Origin of the sequence: Pseudomonas sp. NFPP28, from assembly GCF_900115535.1 — a bacterium.
GTDB classification, from domain to species: domain Bacteria; phylum Pseudomonadota; class Gammaproteobacteria; order Pseudomonadales; family Pseudomonadaceae; genus Aquipseudomonas; species Aquipseudomonas extremorientalis.
This window is the reverse complement of sequence record NZ_FOWT01000003.1, coordinates 157,324-171,349: the sequence shown is the minus strand read 5'-3', so window position 1 is coordinate 171,349 and position 14,026 is coordinate 157,324. Positions and strand designations below refer to the sequence as shown.

Genomic DNA, 14,026 nt, shown 5'->3' with positions numbered 1-14,026 from the left:
GCGCAATCAGGGTTTTGCGCCTAGCAAAGCGAGGCGCTCGCGCATGCCGGCACTGGCCGCCGGACCGGCTTGCAACACGCACTGGTCAAACGCCACCAACTGCCCATCCGCGCGGGCGAGCGTCGGCTGCACCGGCCTGCCTGTTTTACGCTCCACCAACTCGACACTGGCGCCCTCCTCGGCGTAATGCCGGTTGCCCCAGGCAACCAGTGATATCAGCACCATGCCGAAATCCTCACCCTTGGCCGTCGGCACATATTCATGGCGCGGCGGTCGTTCGCTGTAGGCACGGCGCTCCAGCATGCCCGCCTCCACCAGCGCGTTCAGGCGGCGCGTGAGCATATTCGGCGCAATGCCCAGGCTGCGCGAGAACTCATCGAAGCGGCGCAGGCCGTGCAACGCATCGCGCATGATCAAAATGCTCCACCACTCCCCTACCCGCTCAAGGCTGCGGGCGATGGGGCATTCGTCGCTGATGAGGGACTTGCGTTGCATGGGGATTCCTGTGGGTCAGTGCCAATGTGCGTGATGCCATGTTACTTTCATGATGATAGTGACGTCCATAAGGTCTGTTCCTTCACCGCAACTGGAGTCGATTGATCATGAGTAAACGCATCGTTGTAACAGGTATGGGCGCACTGACGCCGTTGGGCGCTGACGTGGAATCTACCTGGCGACGCCTGTTGGCCGGGCAATCGGGTATTCGTCGCCTGCCGCAAACGTTGATCGGTGATTTGGCCGTCAGCATCGGTGGCCAGGTGCAGACCGTACTCGAGGACCCTGAAGCCGGATTTGATCCCGACCGCCTGCTGGCAGCCAAGGAACAGCGCAAGATGGACCGCTTCATCCTGCTCGCCCTGGCGGCGGCGGACGAAGCCTTGAAGCAGGCCGGCTGGGCGCCGAACACGCCTGAAGCGCAGGAGCGCACCGCGACCATCATCGCCTCAGGTGTCGGCGGCTTCCCGGCGATTGCCGACGCGGTACGCACCACCGACAGCAAAGGCCCACGGCGGTTGTCGCCGTTCACCATCCCGTCGTTCCTGAGCAACATGGCCGCCGGACACGTGTCGATCAACTACGGCTTGAAAGGCCCGCTGGGTGCGCCGGTGACGGCCTGTGCAGCGGGTGTACAGGCCATCGGCGATGCGGCGCGCATGATTCGCGCTGGTGAAGTGGATGTGGCGGTATGCGGCGGTGCCGAAGCGGCGATCCATCGGGTCAGCCTTGCCGGGTTCGCGGCGGCGCGGGCGCTGTCCAGTGACTTCAATGACAGCCCGGAGCAGGCTTCGCGGCCTTTCGACCAGGCGCGGGACGGTTTTGTCATGGGCGAAGGCGCCGGCATCCTGGTCATCGAGGAACTGGAGCACGCCCTGGCCCGAGGTGCGCAGCCGATTGCCGAATTGGTCGGCTACGGCACCAGTGCCGATGCCTATCACATGACCGCCGGCCCGGAAGACGGCGACGGTGCACGCCGGGCGATGCTGCAAGCCCTGCGCCAGGCCGGGATCGACGCGGACCAGGTGCAGTACTTGAATGCCCACGCCACCTCGACGCCGGTGGGTGACAAAGGCGAATTGGCCGCGATCAGGACGGTATTCGGTGCGAACGGCAGCCCTGCGATCAGCTCGACCAAATCCGCCACCGGCCATCTGCTGGGGGCTGCGGGCGGTATCGAGGCCATCTTCACCGTGCTTGCCCTGCGCGACCAGATCGCCCCGGTCACCCTCAACCTGCAACACCCCGACGCCCTTGCCGAGGGCCTCGACCTGTTGCGCGGTGCTGCCCGGCCGATGCCGATTGACTATGCACTGTCCAATGGCTTCGGGTTTGGCGGCGTGAATGCCAGCGTGCTGTTCCGCCGCTGGGCGTAGTTTGCCCCTGCCGTCATTTTCGGGGACCATGGCGCCTTTCTGAACCTGCCAACGAGAGGCGCCCATGGCCAACCACGACCTGCACTACACCCCGGACCCCGATGCCGATTCGATTTCCTCCGACGTGATCGGCTTCAACGGCATCCTGGTGTCCACCCAGATCCCGACCCGTGCCGATGGCAGCCTGGAACTGGGCGACATCACCCTGCAAAGCGAATGCACCCTGCAAGCCCTGAAAGTCGCCCTGGAAAAGGCCGGCAGCTCCATGGACCGGGTGATGCACCTGACCATTTATCTGACAGACATGGCCGATCGCGCCGCCTTCAACGAAGTCTACAAACGCTTCTTCGCCAAGCCCTGGCCCGTGCGCGCAGCGGTTGGCGTGGCCGCGCTGGCGGTAGACGGCATGCGCGTGGAAGTCACGGCGATGGCCGCTCAAGCCTGAGTGCGTGCCGGTCAGGCATTTCACAGCTACAATGCGCGCCTCAACCGTGACAAGCCTGACTAAAAAAACTATGTCCTTGCCCAAGCATCACCTGGAATTGCTCAGCCCTGCCCGCGATGTCGCCATCGCGCGCGAGGCCATCCTGCATGGCGCCGACGCCGTGTACATCGGCGGCCCGAGCTTCGGCGCGCGCCATAATGCCTGTAACGACGTGAGCGACATCGCGCAGCTGGTGGAATTCGCCCGCCGTTACCATGCCCGCGTGTTCACCACGATCAACACCATCCTGCACGACAACGAACTGGAACCCGCACGCAAGCTGATCCATCAGCTCTACGATGCCGGCGTCGATGCGTTGATCGTGCAAGACCTGGGCGTGATGGAGCTGGATATTCCGCCCATCGAGCTGCACGCCAGCACCCAGACCGATATCCGTACCCTGGGCCGCGCCAAGTTCCTCGACCAGGCCGGTTTTTCGCAGTTGGTATTGGCCCGTGAGCTGAACCTGCAAGAGATCCGCGCCATTGCCGACGAAACCGATGCCGCCATCGAGTTCTTTATCCACGGCGCGCTGTGCGTGGCGTTCTCCGGGCAGTGCAACATCTCCCACGCGCAGAACGGCCGCAGCGCCAACCGTGGCGATTGCTCCCAGGCTTGCCGCCTGCCGTATACCCTGAAGGACGATCAAGGCCGCGTCGTGGCCTTTGAAAAACACCTGCTGTCGATGAAAGACAACAACCAGAGCGCCAACATCCGTGCGCTGGTCGAAGCCGGCGTGCGTTCGTTCAAGATCGAAGGCCGCTACAAGGACATGGGCTATGTGAAGAACATCACCGCCTATTACCGCCAGCGCCTGGATGACGTGCTTGAAGACCGCCCGGACCTGGCCCGCGCCTCCAGCGGCCGTACCGCGCACTTCTTCCTGCCTGACCCGGAAAAGACCTTCCACCGGGGCAGCACCGACTATTTCGTCAATGACCGCAAGGTCGATATCGGCGCCTTCGACACGCCGACGTTCACCGGCCTGCCGGTGGGTGTGGTGGAAAAAGCCGGTAAGCGCGACCTGCAAGTGGTCACCCACGAGCCATTGTCGAATGGCGATGGCCTGAACGTGCTGATCAAGCGCGAAGTGGTGGGTTTCCGTGCCAACATCGCCGAGCCTAAAGGCGAGTTCGAGGAAGACGGCGAGAAGCGCTACCGCTACCGCGTGGAGCCGAACGAGATGCCGGCAGGCCTGCATCAATTGCGCCCGAACCACCCGCTGAACCGCAACCTGGACCACAACTGGCAACAGGCGCTGCTCAAGACCTCATCCGAGCGTCGTATAGGCCTGACCTGGGCCGTTCGCTTGCGCGAAGCGCAGCTGGAAGTCACCGCCACCAGCGAAGAAGGCATCAGCGCCAGCGTCACCCTGCCCGGCCCGTTCGGCGTGGCCAACAAGCCGGAACAGGCGCTGGACACCCTGCGCGACCTGCTGGGCCAACTGGGCACCACCGAATACCACGCGACCGACATCCAACTGGATGCGCCGCAGGCGTTCTTCATCCCCAACTCACAGCTCAAGGCCCTGCGCCGTGAAGTGATCGAGGCGCTGACCGCCGCCCGCGTGGCTGCGCACCCACGGGGTGGCCGCAAGGCGGAAACAACACCACCGCCGGTGTACCCGGACGCGCACCTGTCGTTCCTCGCCAACGTCTACAACCAGAAAGCCCGCGACTTCTACCACCGCCACGGGGTGAAGCTGATCGACGCCGCCTTCGAAGCGCACGAAGAAACCGGCGAAGTACCTGTGATGATCACCAAGCACTGCCTGCGTTTCTCGTTCAACCTGTGCCCTAAACAGGCCAAGGGGGTCACGGGCGTGAAGACCAAGGTAGCGCCGATGCAATTGATCCATGGCGATGAAGTGCTGACCCTGAAGTTCGACTGCAAACCCTGCGAGATGCACGTGGTGGGCAAGATCAAGGGGCATATCCTGGGCTTGCCACAACCGGGCAGCGCGGTAGAGCACTTCAACCCGGAAAACATTATTTTCCAGGGCACGCACTGACCCTTTGCACGCGGGGCCACCACCAGCCCCGCTGCAACCCGGCAGCCGCCAGTAGAATTGCCGCCACCCCGAACCATTGCAGCCAGCCCAGACGATGCCCGAAGGCGAACCAATCGACGAAGATCGCCGCAATCGGGTAGATAAACGACAGCGCACCGGTCAGGGCTGTCGGCAGTTTCTGGATCGCGCCATACAACAACACATACATCACGCCGGTGTGCACCACGCCGAGTGTCACCAGTGCGCCCCACGCGCTGGTTGTGGCCGGCAAGCTATTCCATGGCACCAGCGGCGCCAGTAACAACGCGCCGGTGGTTACCTGGATCAACGCCATCAAATGTGGCGGCACTGCCTTCAGACGTTTGATGATCAGCGCGGCAATCGCGTACAGCAACGCCGCGCCCAGTGCCAAGACGATGCCGGCCAGGTAATCGTCGCCGGTCGGTTGATCGCCATGGGCAGTGACAATCGCCAACATGCCCAGGAACGCCACGCTCAGCCAGGCGAGTTTCTGCACGGTGATCTTTTCACCTAGAAACACGGCAGCCAGCATCACCAGCATGAACGGCTGCACGTTATACACCGCCGTGCTGATGGCAATCGACGCGCGGGAATAGGATTCGAACAGCAGTAACCAGTTGCCGACAATTGCCACGCCACTGAGCATCGCCAGGCCGAGCCTGGTCCAACTGAGCAGGTCCAGGCGCAAATACCCCAGCAGTGCACACACCAACAACAACGTCAGCCCGCCGATCACACAGCGCCAGAACACCACTTCGATCACCGATACGCCGGAGACCAGGACAAACCAGCCAATGGTGCCCGAGATCAGCATGGCGGCAACCATTTCCCACGACCCGCGACGGATGGATGTATCCATGATTGAAGCTCCTCAAGTGAGGCCCAATTATGGCAATCTGATCGAGACCGGCTCCAGCGACTAAAAAAGGCAAAAGCCTTGAGTTGCCTTTACTTATTAGGTGGACACCATGATTGACACCATCGACCAGCAACTGATCGCCGCTTTGATGGACGACTCGCGTCTGTCCCTCAAGGCCCTGGCCGGGATTACCGGGCTGTCTTCGCCGAGCGTCGGCGAACGCCTGCGGCGTCTCGAAGAGCGCGGCGTGCTGACCCACTACACCGTCGACATCGACCCCAGGCACTTCGGCTACCTGCTGCAGGCCATCGTGCGCATCCGCCCCTTGCCCGGCAAATTGCATGAGGTGGAGCGACAGATCCAGGCGATCCCCGAGTTTACCGAGTGTGACAAGGTGACTGGGGAGGATTGCTTCATCGCACGCCTGCATGTGCGCACCATGGATCACCTGGATAGCCTGCTTGACCGGCTCAACGCCTACGCTGAAACCAACACGGCCATTGTCAAGAAAACCCCGGTGAAACGGCGTCTGCCGCCCTTGGGCGACTAGCGGCAGTAGCTTGTTGTGGGTCCTGATGTGGCGAGCGGGCTTGTTGTGGCGAGCGGGCTTGCCCCGCGTTGGGACGCGAAGCGGCCCCTTTTAGCATCACCGCGTTTCTACAGGAAAACCATGGCGCCTGGGTTTGGGGCTGCTTCGCAGCCCAACGCGGGGCAGGCCCGCTCGCCACAACAGGCCGTTCACCAAAACAGGCCACCCAGATAAGCCAGCTCACTACAGAAGGCTACTCGTGAAGGGCCTTGGCCGCGCTCAGCAAACCTTGAAACTTGCGATATCGCGCCTCCAATACGGGCTGCGGCGTAAGGTCTGGCCTGTACCGGGCCTTGACCCGCATCCCCGCCGCGAGCAATTGCGCGCCTTGCCCTATCGCCACAAACCCCAGCTTCGCCGCACCGATACACGCGCTCAATTCGCTGCCGTGCAGGGTGAAGATGTCCCGTTGCAGGATGTTGGCCAGCAACTGCGCCCAGTACTCACTGCGCGCACCACCACCCACCAACGCGCAGGCGCCCACGTCAGCCCCCGCTGATTGCACCGCGCGCAACGCATCCAGCAGCCCGAACCCCACGCCTTCCATCACCGCATAACCGAGCATCGCCGGCGTGCAGTCATGGCCCAGGCCCATGAAGCCACCGCGCAGCAGCGGGTCGTTATGCGGGGTGCGTTCACCGGCCAGGTACGGCAGGAACAACGGCGTACCGAGCGGTACTGCCTGTTCGATCGGCAGTTGCGCCTGCACCTGGTCCAGCAAGGTTTGCTCATCCGCGGTTCCCGTGAGACGCGTGACCCAACGCAGGCAACTGGCGCCGGCCAGCATGGCGCCCATGGTGTACCAGCGATCAGGCAGCGCATGGCAGAAGCTGTGCACGGCACTCGCGGGATTACCGGCTGCGTGATCGGTAATCGCGACAATGGCAGCGCTGGTGCCGAGGGTGATGAAGCCATCACCGGCACTGATCGCCCCGATCCCCACGGCCGCTACCGGGTTGTCACCACCTCCGCCGGCAATCACCACTGAGGAAGACAAGCCCAGCTCCTGCGCCGTCAACACAGCACTTGCGGCACCGCCCTCGACCAGTCTTGGCATCTGCTCCGGCGACAGGCCCGTCGCCCGCAGCATCGGCGCGAACCACTCACGCCGCGCCACATCCAGCCACAACGTCCCCGCTGCATCGGACATCTCGCTGATGCGCTCGCCACTCAGACGCAAGCGCAGGTAATCCTTGGGCGACAGCACACAATCAATGGCCTTGAACACCTCGGGCTCATGGCGTTGCAGCCACAGCAGTTTCGGCGCCGTCAGCCCGGCCATGGGCAGGCTGCCGGTGATGTCGGCAAACACCGGGCCCAACTCATCGGCCTCGGCGACGGCACGGGAGTCGTCCCACAGGATCGCCGGGTACAACACACGGTTGTCCGTGCCCAGCAGCACCGCGCCATGCATCTGCCCGGATAGGCCGATACAGGCCACGCGGGCAAATCCGGGATGCTCGCGCAATTCGGCAAGCGCCTGCAAACACGCCTGCCACCAATCTTCCGGCGCCTGCTCGGACCAGCCGCTATGGCGCCGCGACACACTCAAGCGCACGCCAGCATGGGCCAGCACCGTACCGTCGAGGTCCATGAGGATGGCCTTGAGTTCCGAGGTGCCGAGGTCGATGCCGAGGGAAACGGGACTGCTCATAAGGGGGTCATTCCAATCCATTACAGCCACATGAATTACGCCGTTGCAGGGTCGGCGCCAGGCGCACGCTGTGAGTGGGGGCGTCGGGCGACGCCATGCGCTGCAACAACAGGTTCACTGCCTGCGTGCCCAGTGCCTGGACCGGCTGCGCGATCAGGGTCAGGCGCGGCACGAAGAAATCCGCCCAATCGAAATCATCAAAACCCACCAGGGCCATCTGCGCCGGTACGTCGATCTGCGCATCACGCAGGGCCTGCATGGCGCCAAGGGTCATCAGGTTGTTGCCGGCCATGATCGCCGTGGGTGGCTGCGCCAGGCCCAGCAACTGCACCGTCGCCTGACGCGCTGGCTCGGTGTTGGAGCCGCCATTGACCAACAAGTGCGGATCGAACGCCAGCCCCGCGCCTTGCAGTGCCGCGCGGTACCCGGCAACCCGCTCATCGGTGGTGCTGAACCCCTCACGCCCGGCGATAAAGCCGATGCGCCGGTGCCCGTGTTTGATCAAGTGGGTAACCAAGGCCTGGGTGGACTGCGTGTTCTCCACCCCGACCTGGTCGAATTGTTCGCTCATCATGCGGTCCACCAATACCGCCGGGATTTCGTTGGCCCGCAGATACTCCAGGGCCTTGGAGCCGTTCGAGGGCGCCAGCACAATGCCGTCCACCCGCCGATGGTGCAATGCCGTGACGACCCGCAGCTCGTGTTCCGGGTCGTCGTGGGTATCGACAAACAGCATCATGTAGCCGTGCCTGGCGCACTCGGTTTCAATCGCGTGCACGGTTTCGCTGAAATAATGGTTGGACAGCGCAGAGATCGCCACGCCAATCGTGCTGGTGCTCGACCGTGCCAGCGAACGCGCCAGGGTGTTGGGGATGTAACCCAGCGCCTGGATCGCTTGCTGTACCGCGTGCACCGTTGCCGGACTGACCTTGCGGGTACCGTTCAACACATGGGACACCGTCGACGTCGACACCCCCGCCCTGCTTGCCACGTCATCCATGGTGACCACGACGCTGTTCCTCTCAAGGGATCAATGTTTGCTCGACCAACCGCTGTACGTAGCGACGTTGTCGCGGGTGATCAGTTTTGGCGTGAGCAGGGTAACCGCTTCGGCCGGGGCTTTGTCATTGAGAATATCGTTGCCCACGTTGACGGCGGTCTGCGCCATGGCCCAAGGGTCCTGGCTGGCCGACGCCTGAATCTGTGTGTCGGTTTTCAGCGCGTTCTCGATATCCGGCGCACCGTCCACCGAGGTAATAATGATGCCGCTGCGCTTGAGCTGTTTGGCCGCCAGGTCGCTGCCGATGGCTTGCGGGTCGTTGATCGCGAACAGACCGTCGATTTTCGGGAAGCGCGTGAGATAACCCTGCATCACGTTCAGGCCGCCTTCGCGGGAGCCTTTGCCGTCCTGGTCATCGGACAGCACCTTGATCTGCGGCGCGGCGGCCAGTGCGGCCTTGCAACCCTTGACGCGATCGGTCACGGCGGTGACCTGCGGACCGTTCTGGATGATCACATTGCCCTTGCCGGAGAGCTTGTCCACCAGGTACTGGCAGGCCAGCTTGCCGGCTTCGACGTTGTCGGTCTGCACCGTGGCGTTCACCCCTTTCGCGTCCACATCCACGGCCACCACAACGATGCCGGCATCGCGGGCTTTCTTGATCGCCGAGGCCATGGCGGACGGGTCGACGGCGTTGATCAGGATCAGATCGACCTTGGACGAGATGAAGTTGTCGATCTGCGAGAACTGCTTGCTCAGGTCATAGTCGGCCGACACCGAGGTGACCTTGACGTTGGGGTTCAGCTCCTTGGCCCGGGCGGTTGCGCCATCGGCCAGGGTCACGAAATACGGGTTGCCCAGCGAGCCCATGCTGATGCCGAGGGCCTTCAACTCACGGGCTTCGACGGCCTGGGACATCAGGGCAGCCAAGGCAATGACCGGAAAGATACGTTTGAGGTTCATAGGGGTCTCTCTTGTGATTGTTGTTGGAGTGAGTTCAGGTCCGTGCGCCGGACTGGCGATAACGATCCAGCGCCACCGCGCCGATGATCACGATGCCTTTGATGATGTACTGCCAGATGTCCGAGACGCCCAGCAGCACCAGGCCGTTGGTGAGTACCGCGATGATCAGCGCGCCGATCAGCGTGCCGCCGATGGTGCCGACACCGCCGGTAAAGCTGGTGCCGCCGAGGATCACCGCGGCAATCGCATCCAGCTCGTAGGATTGCCCCAGTTGCAGGCCATTGGCAGCGAACAGGCGCGACGCGCTCATCACCGCGCCCAGCCCGGCCAACGCGCCGGACATGGCGTAGACGAACAGCAGCACCTTCCACACCTTGATCCCCGACAGCCGCGCCGCTTCCGGGTTGCCGCCCACCGAGTAGATCTGCACGCCCATCACGGTGCGGCGCAGGATGAACCACGACAACGTCACCACTGCCACGGCGATTACCACCAGCCACGGCACCCCGAGGATCGAGTCGTTGCCGATAAAGGCAAACGGCAGGTCCGGGTTGAACACGGTCTTGTCGTCCGCCAATAGCCGGGCCAGGCCGCGCATGGCCGTGAGCGCACCGAGGGTGACGATAAACGGCGGCAGGCGCATAAAGGCGATCAAGCCGCCATTGACCAGGCCCAGCAACAACCCGAAGCCGATACCGGCGGCAATCCCGAACATGCCGAATTGCGGCGACATCGACGCCTGCAACGCCACCACCGCCGATGCGGCGAGGATCGCGCCCACCGACAGGTCGATGCCCGCCGTGAGGATCACAAAGGTCATGCCCGCCGCCAGCACCACGTTCACCGACGCCTGCTGGGTGATGATCGACAGGTTCTGTACCGTCAGGAAGTTCTCGCTGGCCAGGGCAAAGCCCACCAGCAGCAGGATCAGTACCGGCAACATGCCGACCCTGCGCATCAGCTCGCGGGCGCGCTCTGCCTTGCCGGTTGTTGCAATATTCAATTCAGCCATGGGCCACCACCTGATCGCCACCGGTGGCGAGGTCAATAATACGTTCCTGGGAAATAGCGTCGCCGGAGGCGCCGCCGACTTCTGCGACCAACCGGCCTTCGCGCATGATCAGCACGCGGTCGCAGGTGCCGATGATTTCCGGCAGCTCGCTGGAGATCACCACGATGCCGACGCCGGCCTGGGCCAATTGGTTGATGATGCGGTAGATCTCGGACTTGGAGCCGATGTCGACGCCACGGGTGGGCTCATCGAGGATCAGCACGTGCGGCTTGACCTCCAGCAGCCGCGCCAGCAGCACCTTCTGTTGGTTGCCACCGGACAACGCACCGACATTGACCTTGCCCGACGCCACGCGAATCGACAGCGACTTGATTGCCTCGGTGGCGCGCTGCGCGGCATGGGCGCGATCGAGCACCCCGCCGGCATGGGCATCCGGCACGCAGGCGCAGACATTGATGTTGTCCGCCACGCTCATGTCCAGGAACAGGCCCTGGGCCTTGCGGTCTTCGGTGAGGTAGACGACACCGGCACGGATCGCATCCGCCGGGGTGCGCAACTGGGTGACGGTCTTGCCGACCACTTCCAGGGTGCCCGAGGTGCGTGGGTCGGCGCCGAAGATCAGGCGCGCCAGTTCGGTGCGCCCTGCCCCGACCAGCCCGGCGATGCCCAGCACTTCACCGGCGTGCAGGTCGAAACTGCACTGACGCACGCGCTTGCCATCGGCCATGTCGCGCACGCGCATCACCACGTTGCCGGGGTTATAGGCGGCGTGCTCCTTCTTGTAGAACCCTGACAAGTCGCGACCCACCATCATCTTCACCAGCACTTCGGCCGACAGCGCCTCGCGGGTCAGTTCGCCGATGTACTGGCCGTCGCGCAGCACCGAGACGCGGTCCGACAGCTCGTAGATCTCCGCCATGCGGTGGCTGATATAGATGATCGCCAGGCCCTGGTTGCGCAGCTGTTTGATCAGCGCGAACAGGCGGTCGGTCTCCCGGGATGACAGCGGCGTAGTCGGTTCGTCCATCACCAGGATCTTGGCGTGGGCGTGCAAGGCGCGGGCGATTTCCACCAATTGGCGCTCGGCAATCGACAGGCTGCTGACCTGCGTGGCTGGAGTGAACTCCGCGCCCAGACGTTGCAGCACTTCGATGCAACCGGCCTGCATGCCTTTGCGGTCGATGGTCCAGCCGCGTCGCAGTTCACGGCCCAGGTAGATGTTCTCGGCCACGCTCAGGTTGGGGCAAAGGCTCAGTTCCTGGTAGATCACGGCGATGCCGAGGGCTTTGGCGGTGGCGGGGTCGAACGTGGGGATGGGCTGGCCGGCGATGCGGATTTCACCGCCGGGGTCGGCTTGGTAGGCGCCGGAAAGGATCTTCATCAGCGTCGATTTGCCGGCGCCGTTCTCCCCCATCAAGGCGTGGATTTCGCCGGGGTAGACCTTCAGGCCGACATTCTTGAGCACGCGCAAACCGTTGAAGGTTTTGCTGATGCCCTGCATCTCGAGCAAGGGTTCAAGGCTCATGGATGAGCTCCTGGTTTTATTATTTTTGTCGTCAGTGGGCCGACTCTAATGTAGAAACATTTCCTTACGCAAGCGCTTGCGTCGATCATTTATCGACAGATGAAACGTTTCATCAGCCATTAATCCGAAAAGTACCCAATTTCACCCGAGGGTATCCATTTGAAGCGAGATAGCCCGTAGCCCGCCATCAAAACGCCATAATCTCTGCTATTGTCCAAGGACCTCATCTCCTCCTCGTCGCCCCCCAGCGATCTTCTGTGAGCATGCTCTGCGCCATCGCCGCTTGACGATGGCGGGCCTGAACGTCACGGAACGCCAAAGCGATGGACACACCGTTACCCGAACAACCGCAATCGCGGGCTGAAAAGATCGTCGAGTTCAAGCGGCAGAAAACCCTGCTCAAGACCGGCGCCCTGCAAGACGCAATCTTCAACAGCGCGTACTTTTCCAGCATCGCCACCGACGAGAAAGGCGTGATCCAGATCTTCAACGTCGGCGCCGAACGCATGCTCGGTTATGCCGCCGCCGATGTGGTCAACCGCATCACGCCGGCCGATATTTCCGACCCGATCGAGCTGATCACCCGCGCCGCCGCCCTCAGCCTGGAACTGGATACGCCGATCACGCCGGGCTTCGAAGCGCTGGTATTCAAGGCCTCGCGGGGTATCGAAGACATCTACGAGCTGACCTACATCCGCAAGGACGGCAGTCGTCTGTCGGCCATGGTCTCGGTCACCGCCCTGCGCAACCGACATGACACCATCATCGGCTACTTGCTGATCGGCACCGACAACACCGCGCGCAAGCAGGAAGAAGCCGAGCGCAAAGGCTTCGAGCGGGCGCTGGAAGAAAAGAACCTGGAGCTGGAACACGCCAGTCACATGAAGTCCGAATTCCTCGCCACCATGTCCCATGAACTGCGCACGCCACTGAACGCGGTCATCGGCTTTTCCGAGGCGCTCAAGGATGGCCTGGTCGGCGACATGAGCGAGACCCAGCGCGAATACATCGGCGACATTTTCACCAGCGGCCAGCACTTGTTGTCGTTGATCAACGACATTCTCGACCTGTCCAAGGTCGAGGCCGGGATGATGGAGCTGGAACTGGAAAACGCAGAACTGGCGGGGCTGTTGGCCAACAGCCTGCTCATCGTGCGGGAAAAGGCGGCGCTGCAACGCATCCAATTGAAGCTGGAGTGTCCCGAAGACCTTGGCCTTTTGCAGCTGGACCTGCGCAAGACCAAACAGATCGTCTACAACCTGCTGGCCAACGCCGTAAAGTTCAGCGCACACGGCAGCTCAGTGACCTTGACAGTGCGCCAGGTGCCCCGCGCACAGGTCGGGCACATTCCCGGCGACTGGCCGGTGTACCGCTTTGCCTTGCCCGACGGCGCTCATCAGCCGTTCCTCGAACTCAGCGTCAGCGACACTGGCATCGGGATCGCCGAGGCGGACATGGACAAGTTGTTCAAGGCGTTCAGCCAGATCGACAGCAGCCTGGCACGCAAATTCGAAGGCACTGGCCTGGGGCTGGCGATGGTCAAGCGGTTGACCGACCTGCATGGCGGCAGTGTCGCCGTGGCCAGCCGTGAAGGCTGCGGGGCGCGGTTCGTCGCCTGGCTGCCGCTGCACCGCGCCCCGGAGGCTGCATGCCCCACATCCTGATCGTTGAAGACAACGAAGCCAACATGCGCCTGGCGCGCCTGTTACTCGTCAATGCCGGTCACACGGTGCTGTGGGCCGCGGATGCCGAAACCGGCCTGACCCTGGCCCGCGAACAGCAACCGGCGCTGATCCTGATGGACATCCAGTTGCCCGGCATGGACGGGCTGGCCGCCACCGCCCTGCTCAAGCGCGACCCGCTCACCGCTCACATCCCGGTGATCGCCCTGACGGCAATGGCGATGAAAGAAGACCGCGAAAAGACCCGACTCGCGGGGTGCGATGCCTACATCATCAAGCCGCTGCGTTACAAAGAGCTGTACCAGGTGATCGACACCTTGCTGCAACAGCACATCCGCCCTCTCACATGAGTCCT

At 62.9% G+C, this 14,026-nt stretch carries 13 protein-coding genes; 6 read left to right on the top strand and 7 right to left on the bottom strand.

The features are described 5' to 3' along the window. Nucleotides 1-6 precede the first annotated feature (6 nt). Nucleotides 7-495, bottom strand: a complete 489-nt coding sequence (locus BM110_RS09460; protein WP_071488326.1) for a winged helix-turn-helix transcriptional regulator — start codon at nt 493-495, stop codon at nt 7-9. A 107-nt stretch (nt 496-602) separates the two neighbouring features. On the opposite strand from BM110_RS09460, the gene fabF reads away from it, so the two are divergent. The 3 genes from fabF to BM110_RS09445 all read left to right on the top strand — a co-directional run bounded on the left by fabF (nt 603) and on the right by BM110_RS09445 (nt 4,366). Continuing rightward, nucleotides 603-1,871: a beta-ketoacyl-ACP synthase II gene (gene fabF / locus BM110_RS09455; RefSeq protein ID WP_093513236.1), complete on the top strand. Its 1,269-nt coding sequence runs from the start codon at nt 603-605 to the stop codon at nt 1,869-1,871. A gap of 64 nt (nt 1,872-1,935) precedes the next feature. Next, the gene (locus tag BM110_RS09450; protein ID WP_028616142.1) at nt 1,936-2,316 is read left to right on the top strand and encodes a RidA family protein; all 381 of its coding nucleotides are present in this window, start codon (nt 1,936-1,938) and stop codon (nt 2,314-2,316) included. Between the two features lie 70 nt (nt 2,317-2,386). Next, the gene (locus tag BM110_RS09445; RefSeq protein ID WP_092243520.1) at nt 2,387-4,366 is read left to right on the top strand and encodes a peptidase U32 family protein; all 1,980 of its coding nucleotides are present in this window, start codon (nt 2,387-2,389) and stop codon (nt 4,364-4,366) included. On the opposite strand, the gene BM110_RS09440 is transcribed toward BM110_RS09445, so the two are convergent. Next, entirely contained in the window at nt 4,344-5,246 is a 903-nt protein-coding gene (locus BM110_RS09440) for a DMT family transporter (RefSeq protein WP_092243518.1), read from the bottom strand. The genes BM110_RS09445 and BM110_RS09440 overlap by 23 nt on opposite strands. 109 nt (nt 5,247-5,355) lie before the next feature. On the opposite strand from BM110_RS09440, the gene BM110_RS09435 reads away from it, so the two are divergent. Continuing rightward, a complete protein-coding gene (locus tag BM110_RS09435) occupies nt 5,356-5,796 on the top strand; it encodes an Lrp/AsnC family transcriptional regulator (protein ID WP_071488330.1) in 441 nt (146 codons plus the stop codon). A 232-nt stretch (nt 5,797-6,028) separates the two neighbouring features. Here the strand turns inward: BM110_RS09435 and xylB are convergent, their stop codons facing one another. From xylB to BM110_RS09410, 5 genes are read right to left on the bottom strand one after another with little or no spacing between them, the layout of a single operon-like run. After that, nucleotides 6,029-7,489, bottom strand: a complete 1,461-nt coding sequence (gene xylB / locus BM110_RS09430; RefSeq protein ID WP_093513235.1) for a xylulokinase — start codon at nt 7,487-7,489, stop codon at nt 6,029-6,031. A 7-nt stretch (nt 7,490-7,496) separates the two neighbouring features. After that, nucleotides 7,497-8,498 carry a LacI family DNA-binding transcriptional regulator gene (locus BM110_RS09425; RefSeq protein WP_093120985.1) on the bottom strand — a complete coding sequence of 334 codons (1,002 nt, stop codon included), beginning with the start codon at nt 8,496-8,498 and terminating at the stop codon, nt 7,497-7,499. A 21-nt stretch (nt 8,499-8,519) separates the two neighbouring features. Beyond that, nucleotides 8,520-9,452: an ABC transporter substrate-binding protein gene (locus BM110_RS09420; RefSeq protein ID WP_071488334.1), complete on the bottom strand. Its 933-nt coding sequence runs from the start codon at nt 9,450-9,452 to the stop codon at nt 8,520-8,522. A gap of 34 nt (nt 9,453-9,486) precedes the next feature. Further along, nucleotides 9,487-10,464: an ABC transporter permease subunit gene (locus tag BM110_RS09415; RefSeq protein ID WP_093513234.1), complete on the bottom strand. Its 978-nt coding sequence runs from the start codon at nt 10,462-10,464 to the stop codon at nt 9,487-9,489. Further along, nucleotides 10,457-11,989 carry a sugar ABC transporter ATP-binding protein gene (locus BM110_RS09410; RefSeq protein WP_093513233.1) on the bottom strand — a complete coding sequence of 511 codons (1,533 nt, stop codon included), beginning with the start codon at nt 11,987-11,989 and terminating at the stop codon, nt 10,457-10,459. Before BM110_RS09410 ends, BM110_RS09415 begins: the two co-directional genes overlap by 8 nt. A gap of 323 nt (nt 11,990-12,312) precedes the next feature. Between BM110_RS09410 and BM110_RS09405 the strand changes: the two genes are divergently transcribed. Beyond that, nucleotides 12,313-13,653 (top strand): sensor histidine kinase, encoded by a 1,341-nt coding sequence (locus tag BM110_RS09405; RefSeq protein ID WP_071488336.1) that lies wholly within the window; start codon nt 12,313-12,315, stop codon nt 13,651-13,653. After that, the gene (locus BM110_RS09400; RefSeq protein WP_071488337.1) at nt 13,638-14,021 is read left to right on the top strand and encodes a response regulator; all 384 of its coding nucleotides are present in this window, start codon (nt 13,638-13,640) and stop codon (nt 14,019-14,021) included. Before BM110_RS09405 ends, BM110_RS09400 begins: the two co-directional genes overlap by 16 nt. Nucleotides 14,022-14,026 lie beyond the last annotated feature (5 nt).